13 protein-coding genes and 1 pseudogene are annotated in these 13,567 nt (G+C 71.9%); 3 read left to right on the top strand and 11 right to left on the bottom strand.

Features of this window, described 5'->3' with window-relative positions:
- Positions 1–2: 2 nt before the first annotated feature.
- Positions 3–125: pseudogene (locus HUV60_RS27945) on the top strand (3-hydroxyacyl-CoA dehydrogenase family protein); the annotation flags it as partial.
- Between the two features lie 240 nt (positions 126–365).
- Complete coding sequence (locus HUV60_RS27940; protein WP_257849945.1) at positions 366–623, top strand: hypothetical protein; 258 nt, start codon at positions 366–368, stop codon at positions 621–623.
- A gap of 40 nt (positions 624–663) precedes the next feature.
- Here HUV60_RS27940 and HUV60_RS27935 read toward each other — a convergent pair whose 3' ends face one another.
- The 10 genes from HUV60_RS27935 to infC all read right to left on the bottom strand — a co-directional run bounded on the left by HUV60_RS27935 (position 664) and on the right by infC (position 12,017).
- A complete protein-coding gene (locus HUV60_RS27935; RefSeq protein ID WP_257849944.1) occupies positions 664–1,209 on the bottom strand; it encodes an NUDIX hydrolase in 546 nt (181 codons plus the stop codon).
- Between the two features lie 142 nt (positions 1,210–1,351).
- A complete protein-coding gene (locus tag HUV60_RS27930) occupies positions 1,352–2,692 on the bottom strand; it encodes a transcriptional regulator (RefSeq protein WP_257849943.1) in 1,341 nt (446 codons plus the stop codon).
- 275 nt (positions 2,693–2,967) lie between these two features.
- Positions 2,968–4,014, bottom strand: a complete 1,047-nt coding sequence (locus tag HUV60_RS27925; RefSeq protein WP_257849942.1) for a PP2C family protein-serine/threonine phosphatase — start codon at positions 4,012–4,014, stop codon at positions 2,968–2,970.
- A gap of 444 nt (positions 4,015–4,458) precedes the next feature.
- Positions 4,459–6,969: a phenylalanine--tRNA ligase subunit beta gene (gene pheT, locus HUV60_RS27920; protein ID WP_257849941.1), complete on the bottom strand. Its 2,511-nt coding sequence runs from the start codon at positions 6,967–6,969 to the stop codon at positions 4,459–4,461.
- Entirely contained in the window at positions 6,969–8,114 is a 1,146-nt protein-coding gene (gene pheS, locus HUV60_RS27915; RefSeq protein WP_257849940.1) for a phenylalanine--tRNA ligase subunit alpha, read from the bottom strand. The genes pheT and pheS overlap by 1 nt, the downstream gene beginning before the upstream one ends.
- 148 nt (positions 8,115–8,262) lie before the next feature.
- A complete protein-coding gene (locus HUV60_RS27910) occupies positions 8,263–9,408 on the bottom strand; it encodes a sensor histidine kinase (RefSeq protein WP_257849939.1) in 1,146 nt (381 codons plus the stop codon).
- Between the two features lie 130 nt (positions 9,409–9,538).
- Positions 9,539–10,429 (bottom strand): TrmH family RNA methyltransferase, encoded by an 891-nt coding sequence (locus HUV60_RS27905; protein WP_269441243.1) that lies wholly within the window; start codon positions 10,427–10,429, stop codon positions 9,539–9,541.
- A gap of 120 nt (positions 10,430–10,549) precedes the next feature.
- Positions 10,550–10,933 (bottom strand): 50S ribosomal protein L20, encoded by a 384-nt coding sequence (rplT, locus tag HUV60_RS27900; RefSeq protein WP_004933571.1) that lies wholly within the window; start codon positions 10,931–10,933, stop codon positions 10,550–10,552.
- 100 nt (positions 10,934–11,033) lie between these two features.
- Complete coding sequence (rpmI, locus tag HUV60_RS27895) at positions 11,034–11,228, bottom strand: 50S ribosomal protein L35 (RefSeq protein WP_015661694.1); 195 nt, start codon at positions 11,226–11,228, stop codon at positions 11,034–11,036.
- A 120-nt stretch (positions 11,229–11,348) separates the two neighbouring features.
- Positions 11,349–12,017, bottom strand: a complete 669-nt coding sequence (gene infC / locus HUV60_RS27890; RefSeq protein ID WP_257850293.1) for a translation initiation factor IF-3 — start codon at positions 12,015–12,017, stop codon at positions 11,349–11,351.
- 404 nt (positions 12,018–12,421) lie between these two features.
- Between infC and HUV60_RS27885 the strand changes: the two genes are divergently transcribed.
- Positions 12,422–12,799: a DUF1844 domain-containing protein gene (locus tag HUV60_RS27885; RefSeq protein WP_257849935.1), complete on the top strand. Its 378-nt coding sequence runs from the start codon at positions 12,422–12,424 to the stop codon at positions 12,797–12,799.
- On the opposite strand, the gene HUV60_RS27880 is transcribed toward HUV60_RS27885, so the two are convergent.
- Positions 12,790–13,548 carry an SseB family protein gene (locus tag HUV60_RS27880; protein WP_257849934.1) on the bottom strand — a complete coding sequence of 253 codons (759 nt, stop codon included), beginning with the start codon at positions 13,546–13,548 and terminating at the stop codon, positions 12,790–12,792. The genes HUV60_RS27885 and HUV60_RS27880 overlap by 10 nt on opposite strands.
- Positions 13,549–13,567 lie beyond the last annotated feature (19 nt).

The raw sequence follows: 13,567 nt of genomic DNA, 5'->3' as shown, positions 1-13,567 counted from the left end.
GCGCCGACCAGTTGTACGCGGAGTACAAGGAGCCCCTGTACGCCGCTCCCCCGCTGCTCCAGCGCATGGTCGACGCGGGGCGGCTGGGCCGCAAGAGCGGCTCCGGCTTCTACACCTACGGCTGAGACAGCCGTAGGTGACGGAGAACTGACGCCCCGACACGTTCGCCGAACGCGACACTCCGGTCATGCGAACGGGCCCGGCTTCCCTGGACCACCGAGGGCGCCGGGCCCGCGGCGTTCACACACCGTGTGCGCTCCGGGCTCGCATATGCCCCCCGCACACTCTTACTCCGCACCCGCCAGGGGAGTTGACTCACCCTACGCAGGCAAGGGATGAGAAGGATGACGGAGAGGAGCGGACTTGTGACCGCTGATCCCGAACAGCCCGCCGTCCAGGGTGAAGTCGCGGAGTTACGGCGCCGCCTCGATGTGGCATACGCCCGCGTCGAGGGCGGACTGGCACTGCTCAGCCATCGCACCGAGGAGGCGGCCAGGGAACTGGACGAGCTGAACACCCGGCTCGTCGCCCTGGAACACGCCCGCTGGCCGCTCCAGGCGGTCGCGGCCGTCACGGCCGTGGGCGCGCTCGTCGTGACGGCCTGGCAGGCGTTCGGCCGCTGAATCACGCACCCGGGCCGGACGGCTGACGGCCGCGGAGGGGTCAGGGCATGATGTCCTGACCCAGCCTGAGATGGTGCAGCAGGAGTAACGCGGCCGCCATGTTCGCGGCCGGGACCTCGCCACGGGCGACCAGGTCGGGGACCACCTTGAGCGGTACCCACTCCCGGCGGTCCGACTCGAAGTCGTCCACCGGATGCCCGAGGTACTCGCCCTCGTCGGCCCAGTAGATGTGATGCCGGGCGTCGGTGAGACCGTTGGACGGCTCCACGCTCATGAGGTGGTGCAGGGGCCCCGGCCGCCAGCCGGTCTCCTCCTCCAGCTCCCTGGCCGCCGCCCGGACGACGTCCTCGCCGTCCTCGACGACTCCGGCCGCGAGTTCCCACCCCCAGCTGTCGGTGATGAAGCGGTGGCGCCACAGGAGGAGGACCTCGTTGGCCTCGTTCACCACCGTGGCCACGGCGACGGGCCGCAGCCGGATGAGGAAGTGGTCGAGCTGCCGGCCGTCCGGCAGCTCGACATCCGCGAGGTTGACGCTGAACCAGCGGTTGGCGTACACGGTTTGTTCGTTCTTGTTCGTCCACTGCACGGTTATGCCACCTTCCGTTCGGTAGGTGGCAATATCGCAGCAGTTACGGCGCGACAGCAGGCGCACAGGAGTGCGCCCGCGGCGCAGCGGGCGGCGCGGCACGGGCGCACGGCGCGGAGCACCCGGCTGCAGCCGGCCACAACTACAACGGTACGCGCAGTGCCCCGTCGATGAGTTCGGCCGCCTCGGCGGTCCCCTCACAGCCGTTGCGCACCAGGTGCTCACGCACGGCGCGGAGTCTGTCGCGCAGCCGTTGCGACTCCATTCCCCGGGCCTGCTCGGCCATCTGCATGGCGATGGCGACCGCTCTGTCGGCGTTGCCCTGCCGCAGTTCCACGGTGCTGAGCATGGCGAGCCGGTGCACCCGGCCCCGGTCGTGCGCGGGGTTGTCGACGGCGGCGGCCGCGTGCTCACCCGCCGCGGCCAGCTCACCGAGGCTGAGCAGGGCCTCCGCCACCTGTACGTTGACCAGGCCGGGCTGGACATAGCCGGTCTCGTCGGGTTCGTGGCCGCGCCGGATGCGCTCGGCGGCCTGCTCGGCACGCCGGATGCAGGACAGCGCGCCGGTGCTGTCGCCGAGGTGGGCGTAGGCCTTGGCCTGCATCGCGTACAGGTCGGAGGCGAGTGCCGGGGTGATGTGCTTGCCGGCGGCGCGGAGCGCGGCCTCCGCGAAGGCGACGGCCTGCCGGTACTCCCGCATGAACAGCGACTGGTTGACGAGGAGTGCGATCACGTATGCGCCAAGCCCCCGGTCCTCACTGGCTTTTGCCAGTCTCAGCGCCTGGTGGAAGTAGCGCTGGGCGAGGCCGTGGGCGTCGGAGTCGTATGCGCAGATCCCGGCGACGGCCACCAACCCGCCGGTGGCCCGGTGCAGTTGACGGCCCACGGCGTCGGTGTAGCCGCCGCGGAGCAACGGGGCGGCCTCGGCGTTGAGGAAGCCGACGATGCGGTTACGGATCGCGACGCCGCCTGCCTTGCGGTACATCTGCTCGTAGTGGCTGCGGGCGGCGCGCAGCATGTCCAGGTCGCCGGGTGTGACCCGGTGCCGGCCTCCGCGTGAGACGTCGACGTCCTCGGGCGGGTTCTCCCACTCCCAGACGGGCATCACGGCGGGGGTGCCGGTGACGGCGGGCGCGCCCAGTATGTGCGGGCGCCGCTGCTGGTCGGAGCGCCACAGCGCGGTGGCCCGCTCGACGAAGCCACAGAGTGTGCCCGCGTGCGGGGCGGCGGGTTCGCCGGGGACACCGAGGCCGATGTCGTCGAGGGTGACCGGGCGCTGCAGCCGGACGGCCAGCACCTCGCAGATCAGGTCGGGTACCTGGCCCCGGGGCCGCTGCCCTTTCAACCAGCGGGCCACGGCGGTGTGTTCGTATCTGAGGGACAGTCCGCGCGTCCGGCCGGCCTGGTTGACGTGCACGGCCAGGCCCGCGTGCGAGACACCGGCCTCGTCCAGGACCGCGTCGAGCAGAGTGTTGGGCTGCATGAGGCCCCCCGGGGGGATCGGTGCCGACAGAGTAGTGGGCGGGCGTTCACACGGGGTGTGAACGGAGTGCCCGCATCCTCAGGGTGCGCGCACTGTCGCGGAGAGTTGCCGTCCGGTTGACTGAGGTGTCTCGAAAGAGGCCGGCCGGGCCGCGACTCCCCCTCGCACACTGCGGCGGCCCGCTTGTGCGCCGTCCGCCCGGCTGCCTGCCCGACACTCCGTGGCAGGGCGGACGGCACCGCCGGCCCCGACGACGATCGCGCCGGGCACGCCGGTCACGCCGGGTGCTGCAGCGGGCCCGTCGGGGAGGGGCCGGCCGGGTCCGGGCAAGCAGCGCCCCGAGGCTTTGCGGGTGCGCGGGGGGACGGGCGCTCGTTCCTGAGAACCAGCAGGGCGACGTCGTCCTTGGGGGGACCGCCCGTGTGGCGGACCAGCGCCGTGAGGATCGTCCGCAGGACGGACTGCGGTGCGGGCGGGGCCTCGCACGCGGCCGAGGCGAGCACCTCGGGCAGTGGGAAGAAGGTGCCGTCGGCGTCCCGTGCGTCCTCGACTCCGTCCGTGTGCAGGACGAGCGTGTCCCCTGGCAGCAGCCTGCCGCAGGAAACGACAGGGAGCTTCGCGGGCAGCGGGAACGGGCCGAGCGGCGGGAGCGGGCCGGTACGGGCGAGCGGTTCGGCCCGTGCACCGCTCAGCAGATGGGGCCAGGGGTGCCCGCAGTTCAGGGCGCGCATCTCCCCGTCGGGAAGGATCTCGAGCAGCAGTACGGTGACGAACTCCTCGGCGATCCACAAGCCGTGGTCGGTGCCCGCCGGCAGGCGCTCGTCACGCGCCCGCTTCCGCAGGTGACGGCCCATCGCCCGTTCCAGCTGGCGCAGGACTCCGCTCAGGTCGGACTCGCCGTGCGCGGCCTCGCGGAAGCCGTCGAGAACGGCGCTGACGGCGGGGACCGCTACGAGCCCGTGTCCGCGGACGTCGCCGATGATCGCCCGTACGCCGTACTCGGTGGCGACCACCTCGTACAGATCGCCGCCGAGCCGGGCGCCCCGGTCGGCGGACAGTTGGACGGCGGCGACGGCCAGCCCGTCGACACGGGGAGGCGGCCTCAGCATCCGCTGCGCGGTGCGGGCCGTCGTACGGTTCTGCCGCACCTCCCGCAGCAGGCTCCGCCCGACGTGCAGAGCCAGCCCGGTACCGAGAGCGCCGAGGACGCCGGGCTGCAGTCCACGGGCGAGCGCCCGGCGCAGCGGACAACAGTGGTCGGACGCCCACGGGCTGGTCCTGGACCGCCCCGTGCGGGGCGCTCCAGCCTTGAAGCGAATCATGCCGATGGCCCCCCACTCTTGGCCCTGACAGCGTAGACCGGCCTGGAAAGGCCGGTCCGATTCTGTCGTCCGGATCACCCGATCCGGACGTATCGCCCGGAAATGTCATCCGAACGAGTGAGGTGCCCCTCGGGAAGGGAGGTGAACAGATGTGTATGGGGCGCATGGGTCCCCGAGGGACGGATGGGCCTGCCCGCCCCGTCAAGCCCTGAGGCGGCCGACGGTGCCCGTCCGGTGAAGCCGGGCCGGGTGGGCCGGTCCCAGCGGCACCGGTGTGAGCCACCGGTCGTCCCTCCAGGCCCTCCCCCGCCCCCAGGAGCAGTGAGCCCTGGAACGCGCGGGGACCGCGCGGCCCGCCGCGGCACGGCGAACCGTGCCCGGCTGATCACGCGGTCCCCGGGGGACCCGTCGTCTCCGGCGAGCTTCTCCGGGCCCCGGAGGATGTCAGCCCCGGAGAACCGCCCCGGTGCGCTCGCCCGCGAGGGCGACCGCCGCGTCACGGGCCGCGGACGCCTCGTCGACCGTCAGTGTCCGGTCGGCCGCGCGGAACCTCAGCGCGTATGCCAGGGACTTGCGGCCCTCGCCCAACTGCTCGGCGTTCTCGTACACGTCGAACAGCCGGATGGACTCCAGCAGTTCACCGGCCCCCTCGCACAGCGCCGCCTCGACGTCCGAGGCCGGCACGGCCCCGTCGACGACCAGGGCGACGTCCTGTGTGGCGACCGGGAAGGTGGAGATGGCCGGTGCCTGCGGGATGCCTCCGCCGGCCTGCTCCAGGGCGTCCAGGTCGATCTCCATCGCGCAGGTACGCAAAGGCAGGCCCAAATTCTTCACCACGCGCGGGTGCAGCTCACCGGCGTGGCCGACGACCCGCTCGGTGCCGTCGGCGGTGACCGCCAGTTCGGCGCAGCGGCCCGGGTGCCACGGGCCGTACCGGCCCTTGCGGACGACGAGTCCGGCGCCCGCCTCGGCGGCGACGGTACGGGCGGCCTCGACCGCGTCGGCCCAGCCGGCCGAACGGTCCGCGCCCCACCAGCCGGCCTGTTCGCGGGCACCGGCGAGGACGACCGCGACGTGCCGCGGCTGGTGTGGCAGCGCCGCGTCGAGGCCGGCGAGTTCCTCGTCGGTGGGCCGTCGGTCCACGGGCAGCCGGACGGCGGTCCGCTGCTCCTCACGCGGCTTGAAGACGAGGCCGGTCTCGAACAACGCGAGGTCGTGGCTGCCGCGTCCGTCGTTGCGCCGCAGCGCGCCGAGCAGGCCCGGCAGCAGCGAGGTGCGCAGCGCGGGCTCCTCGTCGTTGAGCGGGTTGGTCAGCTTCACCACCCTGCGGGCCGGGTCGTCGGCGTCCAGGCCGAGCTGGTCGAAGATCTGCTCACCGACGAACGGGTGGTTCGGCGCCTCGACGTATCCGGCACCGGCCAGGGCACGGCCGGTCCGGCGGTGCAGCCGCTGCCGGGAGGTCAGCCCGCGTCCGGCGGGCGGCCGGGGCAGGGTGGCGGGCAGGTTCTCGTAGCCCTCGAGCCGGATGACCTCTTCGGCCAGGTCGTTCGGATCGGTGAGGTCGGGCCGCCAGGAGGGCACGGTGACGATCAGCTCGTCCTGACCGTAGACGTCGCAGCCCACCTGCTGGAGGCTGCGTACGACGGTCTCCCGGCCGTAGGCGACACCGGCGACCTTGTCGGGGTGGTCGGCCGGGATGGTGATCGTGTGGGGCGCGGACGGGGCGACGACCTCGGTGACCCCGGCCTCGGCGGTACCGCCGGCGAGCAGCACCAGCAGGTCGACGGTGCGCTGCGCGGCGGCGGCGGCGGCCTGCGGGTCGACGCCGCGCTCGAAGCGCCGGGACGCCTCGGAGGGCAGCTTGTGCCGGCGGGCCGTACGGGCGATGGACACCGGGTCGAAGTGCGCGGCTTCGACAACGACCTCGGAGGTCGCCTGGTCGAGGCCGTGGCCGGCGATCTCGGTGTCGGCGCCGCCCATGACACCGGCGAGGCCGATCGGACCGCGCTCGTCGGTGATCACCAGGTCCTCGGCGTCGAGGGTGCGCCGCATGCCGTCGAGGGTGGTGAGCTTCTCGCCCTGCCCGGCCCGGCGCACACCGATGGCCCCCCGGAGCAGGGAGCGGTCGTAGGCGTGCAGCGGCTGACCGAGCTCCAGCATCACGTAGTTGGTGACGTCGACGGCGAGGGAGACCGGGCGCATGCCGGCCTTCTGCAGCCGGCGGGTGAGCCAGATCGGGGACCGGGCGTCGGGGCTGAGCCCGGTCACCGTGCGGGCGGTGAAGCGGTCGCAGCCGACGGGGTCGGAGACCTTCACCGGGTGGCCGAAGGCGTTCGGGCCGGGGACGTCGAGCAGGGCCGGGTCGCGCAGCGGCAGCCCATAGGCGGTGGCGGTCTCACGGGCCACGCCGCGCATCGACAGGCAGTAGCCGCGGTCCGGGGTGACGGCGATGTCGAGGACCTCGTCGACCAGCTCGAGCAGTTCGACGGCGTCCGTGCCGACCTCGGTCTCGGGCGGCAGGACGATGATGCCCTTGCTGCCGTCGTCGCCCATGCCCAGCTCGTCGCCGGAGCAGATCATGCCGTGCGAGACCTTGCCGTAGGTCTTGCGGGCGGCGATCGCGAACCCTCCGGGCAGCACCGCGCCGGGCAGCACCACGACGACCTTGTCACCGACTGAGAAGTTGCGGGCGCCGCAGACGATCTCCTGGGGCGCACCGGTGCCGTTGGCCCTTCCGACATCGACGGTGCAGAAGCGGATGGGCTTCTTGAAGCCCTCCAGCTCCTCGATGGTGAGCACCTGGCCGACGGCCAGGGGGCCCTTGAGGTCGGCGCCGAGGTGTTCGACCGTCTCGACCTCGAGGCCGGCCGAAATGAGCTTGGCCTGGACGTCGCGCCCGGTCTCAGTCGCCGGCAGGTCGACGTACTCCCGCAGCCAGGAAAGCGGGACCCGCATCAGATCTCCATCCCGAACGGCCGGGTGAACCGGACGTCGCCCTCGACCATGTCTCGCATGTCCTCGACGTTGTGGCGGAACATCAGCATCCGCTCGATGCCGAACCCGAAGGCGAAGCCGCTGTACTTCTCGGGGTCGACGCCGCAGGCGGTCAGCACCCGCGGGTTGACCATGCCGCAGCCTCCGAGCTCGATCCAGCCCTCGGAGGAGCAGGTGCGGCAGGGGCGGTCGGTGTTGCCGACGGACTCTCCCTTGCAGACGTAGCAGAGCATGTCCATCTCGGCGCTCGGCTCGGTGAAGGGGAAGAAGTTCGGCCGCAGCCTGGTCTTCATGCCCTCGCCGAACAGCGACTGCACCATGTGGTCCAGGGTGCCCTTGAGGTCCGCCATGGTGAGGCCCTCGTCCACGGCGAGGAGTTCCACCTGGTGGAAGACGGGGGTGTGGGTCGCGTCCAGTTCGTCGGTGCGGTAGACGCGGCCGGGGCAGATCACGTAGACCGGCAGCTCGCGGCCGAGCAGGGAGCGGACCTGCACGGGCGAGGTGTGGGTGCGCAGGACGACGCCGGACTCGGTGCCGCCCGAGCCCGCGGCTGAGCCGCTGTCGGGCGCGGTCTCGACGAAGAAGGTGTCGGCCTCGCCGCGGGCCGGGTGGTCCGGGCCGATGTTGAGGGCGTCGAAGTTGAACCACTCGGCCTCGGCCTGGGGGCCCTCGGCGACCTCGTAGCCCATGGCCACGAAGATGTCCTCGATGCGTTCGGACAGCGTGGTCAGCGGGTGCCGGGCGCCGGGCGGTACGCGGTCGTGGGGCAGGGTGACGTCGACCGCCTCCTCCACCAGGACCCGGGCGTCCCGCTCGGCCTCCAGTTCGCTCTGACGGCCGACGAGGGCCTTGTTCACCGCGCCGCGTGCCTGGCCCACGCGCTTGCCCGCGTCGGCCTTGGCGTGCGGGGGCAGGGCGCCGATCTCCCGGTTGGCGAGGGCCAGCGGCGAGGCGGGGCCGGTGTGGGCGATCTTGGCCTCGTGGAGCGTGTCGAGGGAGTCCGCGGCGGCGAAGGCGGCGAGCGCCTCGTCCCGCATGCGCTCGATCTCTTCCGGTTTCAACGCCTCGACCTCGACAGGGTCGTACGACTTATTGGGTGCCGACATCTCTTCCCGTACTTCCGATTGGCTGGCTGATGGTCCCCGTCACCGGCTCGTGGCCGAAGCGTCTCCGTCTGTGGGACACAAAGGTGCCAGAGGCCGAGTCTAACGGGGTGAGGGACCGTGAACGCGCCCGTGGGGCCCGGGGTGCGCGCTAGGTGAGATACGCGGGGGCCGCCACGGGCAACGTAAATCGGAGCTCCGCGCCGCCACTGGGGGCGCGGCCGACCGTGATGGTGCCGCCGTGGGCCTCGACGATGCCCTTGACGATGTACAGCCCGAGGCCGGTGCCGCCGCGCTTGCTGCCCCGCCAGAAGCGGGTGAAGACGCGGTTCATGGACTCCTCCGGGATGCCGGGGCCCTCGTCGCTCACGGTGACCGACGTGGCCGCGTGCTCGCCGTTCTCCCGGTCTCGGGGGGACGCCGAGGGCGTGATGTCGATGGTGACGGTTCCCTCACCGTGGCGCACCGCATTTTCCAGCAGGTTGCTGAGCACCTGGTCGACCTTGTCGGGGTCGGCCCACAGGCCGGGCAGGGGGTGCTGGACGCGCAGCAGGAACCGGTCGGCGCTCTGTCCGGCGGCGACGTAGGCCTGGATGTGCCGTCCGACGGCGGCCCCGATGTCGACGGGCTGGCGGCGCAGTTCGAGGCGCCCGGAGTCGATGCGGGATATGTCGAGGAGTTCGGCGATGAGCCGGGTGACCCGGTCGGCGTCGGCGTCGACGGTCTCCAGCATGAGCTGTTTCTGCTCGTCGGTGAAGCGCTCCCACTTGGCAAGCAGGGTGGCGGTGAAGCCCTTGACGGAGGTGAGCGGGGAGCGCAGTTCGTGGGCGACGATGGCGATCAGTTCGGCGTGGCTGCGTTCGGTGCGGCGGCGGGCCTCGGTGTCGCGCAGCGACACGACGACGCGCTGGACGGGTCCGGTGGGCCGGGTGCGGACGTAGCGCGCGGAGACGAGGACCTCCCGGCCACCGGGCAGCAGCAGGTTGCACTCGGGCTGGCCCACCCGGATGGCGAGGCCGCCGTAGGGATCGGTGAGCTGCCACCAGCGCCGGCCCTCCAGGTCCTCCAGCGGCAGGGCCGTATCGAGCCGTCTGCCGAGAGCCCGCTCGGCGGGGACGGCGGTGATGCGGGCGGCGGCGGCGTTGAAGCAGATGACCCTGCCGTGCTCGTCGGCGACGACGAGGCCGTCGGGCAGCTGGTCGGGATCGACGCCCAGCTCAGCGGGGCCGGCGGACCGGGGCGCGGGCGGGTGCGCCGCCCGCGGTGCTCCCGGTGCGCTGCTCGTGCCGACGGTCATCCCCGTACCCCACCTCTCCGTACTCCCTCGGGGTGCCCCGTGCCCGTGCGGGGTGCCCCGGTCCGGTCGGAGCCGGGAAGCCTGGGGTACGGCCGAGAGCGGGGGGAGGGTCCCCGGGCAGGTCACCTTACTAGCTCTCGGTGACGGAGCGGCACCCTCCGACGGCGCGCTGTGCACGCGCCGACGCGTAGAGACATACGGCGGCGGCGGTGGCGAGGTTCAGACTTTCGGCCTTTCCGTGAATCGGAACACGGACGACGGCGTCGGTGAGGGCCCGGGTCTCCTCGGGAAGTCCCCATGCCTCGTTGCCGAAGACCCAGGCGGTGGGCCCGCCCATGGTGTCCCGGTCGAGTTCGTCGTCGAGGTCGTGGTCGCCCGCGCCGTCCGCGGCGAGCACCCGTACTCCGGTGTCCCGCAGGGCGGCCACGGCGTGCTCGACGGGCACGCCGACCGCGACGGGCAGGTGGAACAGCGATCCGACGGAGGCGCGGACGGCCTTGGGGTTGTAGAGGTCGACGGAGGCGTCGGTCAGGACGACGGCCTCGGCGCCGGCGGCGTCGGCGCACCGCAGGACGGTGCCGGCGTTGCCGGGATCGCGTACGTGGGCGAGGACGGCGACGAGCCGGGGGCGGGCGGCGAGGATCTCCTCGAAGGGGGTGTCGAGGAAGCGGCACACCCCGACGAGGCCCTGCGGGGTGACGGTGGTGGAGATGTCGGCGACGACCTGCTCTGCGGCGAGGTGGATGCGGGCGCCGGCGTCCCGGGCGGCGCCGATGATGTCGGTGTACCGCTCGGCTGCCTCCGGGGTGACGAACAGCTCGACGAGAGTGGCGGCGCCGCCGTGCCCGCCGGTACCGCGGTGCACGGCGGCCTCCCGCACGGCCTGTGGCCCCTCGGCAAGGAACAGCCGCTCCTTGCCCCGGAAGTTCCGCTTGGCCAGCCGCCGCGCGGCCAGCACGCGGGGCGAGCGGGAGGAGATCAACTCGGGGGTGGCGGGGGCATTCGGTTCACTTTCGCTCACAGCTTCGGCGACGGCTCCCGCATGGGTGCCACCCCGGCTTCCGGACCCGGACGGACTACGGACCCGCAGGCAGCGCCTGCGGGTCCGTTGGATCACGCCGGTTTCGAGGCCGGCGCGGCGTCACGCGGCCTTGGGCGCGTTCACGTCCGCCGGCAGCGCCTTCTGGGCGACCTCGACGAGCGCGGCGAAGGCGGTGGCGTCGTTGACGGCCAGCTCGGCCAGGATCTTGCGGTCGACCTCGACGTTCGCGGCCTTCAGACCCTGGATGAAGCGGTTGTACGTGATGCCGTTCGCGCGGGCAGCGGCGTTGATGCGCTGGATCCACAGCTGGCGGAAGTCACCCTTGCGCTTCTTGCGGTCGTTGTAGTTGTAGACCAGCGAGTGGGTGACCTGCTCCTTGGCCTTGCGGTACAGGCGCGAACGCTGACCGCGGTAGCCGGAGGCCTGCTCGAGGATCGCCCGGCGCTTCTTGTGGGCGTTGACTGCCCGCTTGACGCGTGCCACTTGTTAACTCCTTGTAGCGGGGCCGCGGTTGATGGTCACGCGGCCCGAAATCGATTGGGTCCCGGTCCTGACGTACGGACGGCGCCGGAGCGCCGGCACGTCACTTGCCGAGAAGCTTCTTGATCTTCTTGGCGTCGCCCGGGGCCATCTCGGCGTTGCCGGTGAGGCGACGCGTCACGCGGGACGACTTGTGCTCGAGCAGGTGGCGCTTGCCGGCTCGCTCGCGGAGCACCTTGCCGGAGCCGGTGACCTTGAAGCGCTTGCTGGCACCGCTGTGCGACTTGTTCTTCGGCATGGCGCCGTTATCTCCTCGTCGGTGGCGCTCCGGTGCCCGGTCACGAAAACCGGGCACGGTGGAGCGTCGTACTTGTTTCGGTTATGTCCCTGAGGGCCTGCGGCCCCCGAGGTCATGCGGTCACGCGTCCGCGGGAGCCTCGGCCTGGATTTCGGCCGGTGCCTCGGCGTCGTCCGACTCCTCGGCCTCCGCGGCGTTCTGCGAGCGGCCGGGGTTGGCCTTCGCGTCAGCCTTGCGGGCTTCCTGCGCCTGACGGGCCTCGGCCATCGCCTCGGTCTTCTTCTTGTGCGGACCGAGAACCATGATCATGTTCCGGCCGTCCTGCTTCGGGTTCGACTCGATGAACCCGAGGTCCTGGACGTCCTCCGCGAGCCGCTGCAGCAGCCGGTAGCCCAGCTCGGGCCGGGACTGCTCGCGACCACGGAACATGATCGTGATCTTGACCTTGTCGCCCTGCTTGAGGAACCGGACGACGTGACCCTTCTTGGTGTCGTAGTCGTGCGGGTCGATCTTCGGCCGGAGCTTCATCTCCTTGATGACCGTGTGCGCCTGGTTCTTGCGCGCCTCACGGGCCTTCATGGCCGACTCGTACTTGAACTTCCCGTAGTCCATGAGCTTGCACACGGGCGGGCGGGCGTTCGCCGCGACCTCGACCAGGTCCAGGTCGTACTCCTGCGCAAGCTCCAGTGCCTTGGCCAGTGGGACGATGCCCACCTGCTCGCCACTGGGACCGACAAGTCGCACCTCGGGAACGCGAATCCGGTCGTTGATGCGGGGCTCGGCGCTGATGGATCCTCCTAGATAGCACCACGCGACGGCCTGGCGGACAGCCGCGTAACATCTGTATTCGTTAGACCTGACCGAGCCGAAGCAACAAAAACACCCCGGACGATCACAGGCGGGGCTCCTCGAACTACCGGAGCACCGCCGCGGTCACCGCGGGGCGCACGTTCGGGCGGACCGCCGCTGAGCGGCACCGCCTGACCGGTGACCTGCCATCCAGGGGACGGCCAGGTGGGAGTTCGAAAGCCTCCACTTGTGGGCCGGGCGCGTATGCCGTGGGCAGACGGGTCCGACCGGTCGTTACACAAGGCTAGCAGCTTCCGCGAGGGTGCGCTAACCGCCTGCATCGCGCCCTGGTCGGCGCACTCCTGCCGTCAAGGGGACACACCCCGGGCCCTATCGTGTGGGACATGAGTGAGACCTCCCCCGCGGACACCCCCACAACCGCCGACACCCCCGACTTCGACGCCATGGCCCGAGACATCGCCGAGGTCCCGGCCGTCGAGGTGATCGTGACGGTCGCCGTCAACCTGATGAGCGCCGCGGCCGTGAAGCTCGGTCTGACCGAGGAGGGCGACGAGCACAAGGACCTGGACGAGGCCCGCAAGCTGGTGCACGCGCTGGCCGGTCTGCTGGACGCGTCCGCGACCGAGATCAGTTCCTTCCACGCGGCGCCGCTGCGCGACGGCCTGAAGTCGCTCCAGCTGGCGTTCCGCGAGGCCTCGCTCATCAAGGACGAGCCCGGGCAGGGCCCGGGCGAGAAGTACACGGGCGCGATCTACGGCTGAGCACGGCGGGGCACGGACTCCCCGCGTACGTAGAAGGGCTCGCCCGGGGGCGTCGCTTCGGCCGGCAGTACCGCCAGGTCGAGGCCGCGCACCAGGCGGGCCCTCAGTGTTTCGTCGGCGGCGAGTCGCCGTGCCACGGCGCGGGCTGCCTCGGCGACGGGAGCGGCGGGGTCGAGGACCAGGGCGAGGGTGCCGTCGGCCTGCCCCGGCCCGAGGTGGGCACGCAGGACGGCGGGTTCCGCGGCGACGACCGCGTGCAGGGCGCCGGTGACCGCGGGGTCGGCCAGCGGGTCGGTGGTCGTACGCCCCTCGGCGAGCGCGAGCAGCAGCGGGCCGGTCAGTTCGAAGGGCACGGGCCCGGCCAGGTCGAGGACGACCGTGTCCGCCCTCTCGTGCGCGGCGGCCTGCAGGGCCTGGTTCAGCGGTACGGCGACCGGGCGAGCCCTCGGGTCCCAGCGGGCGAGCGAGTCGGTGGAGGTGAAGGCGGGCAGCGCGGTGCGGTCGCCGGCCTTCAGCGTGGGGACGGCCATGTCGCTGGTCTTCTCGCGGCGCAGCCCTCGTTCGTCCTCCTCGGTCTCGCCGAGGACGGCCACCACGGGGACCAGCAGCCGGGTGCCCCTGAGCGCGTCGAGGACCGGGGCGACGGTGTTGCCGTCCTCGGCCCAGACGGCGAGCGCCGCGCTCAGCCGGGGGTCTGCGGAACCGTCGTCGTCACGGTAGCCGGGGTCGGGAATGTTCTTGTTCGCCACGGTCGTCGAGCCTATAGAG

The organism is Streptomyces sp. KMM 9044, from assembly GCF_024701375.2.
Lineage (GTDB): Bacteria > Actinomycetota > Actinomycetes > Streptomycetales > Streptomycetaceae > Streptomyces.
The sequence above is the reverse complement of the archived record's forward strand: the minus strand, read 5'-3'. Positions and strand labels throughout refer to the sequence as shown.

What these genes read in the sequence shown, in the direction of transcription:
- HUV60_RS27930 (WP_257849943.1), bottom strand. Translation starts at nt 2,692, where the DNA reads ATGCAGCCCAACACTCTGCTCGACGCGGTCCTGGACGAGGCCGGTGTC.
- HUV60_RS27925 (WP_257849942.1), bottom strand. Translation starts at nt 4,014, where the DNA reads ATGATTCGCTTCAAGGCTGGAGCGCCCCGCACGGGGCGGTCCAGGACC.
- pheT (WP_257849941.1), bottom strand. Translation starts at nt 6,969, where the DNA reads ATGCGGGTCCCGCTTTCCTGGCTGCGGGAGTACGTCGACCTGCCGGCG.
- pheS (WP_257849940.1), bottom strand. Translation starts at nt 8,114, where the DNA reads ATGTCGGCACCCAATAAGTCGTACGACCCTGTCGAGGTCGAGGCGTTG.
- HUV60_RS27910 (WP_257849939.1), bottom strand. Translation starts at nt 9,408, where the DNA reads ATGACCGTCGGCACGAGCAGCGCACCGGGAGCACCGCGGGCGGCGCAC.
- rpmI (WP_015661694.1), bottom strand. Translation starts at nt 11,228, where the DNA reads ATGCCGAAGAACAAGTCGCACAGCGGTGCCAGCAAGCGCTTCAAGGTC.
- HUV60_RS27885 (WP_257849935.1), top strand. Translation starts at nt 12,422, where the DNA reads ATGAGTGAGACCTCCCCCGCGGACACCCCCACAACCGCCGACACCCCC.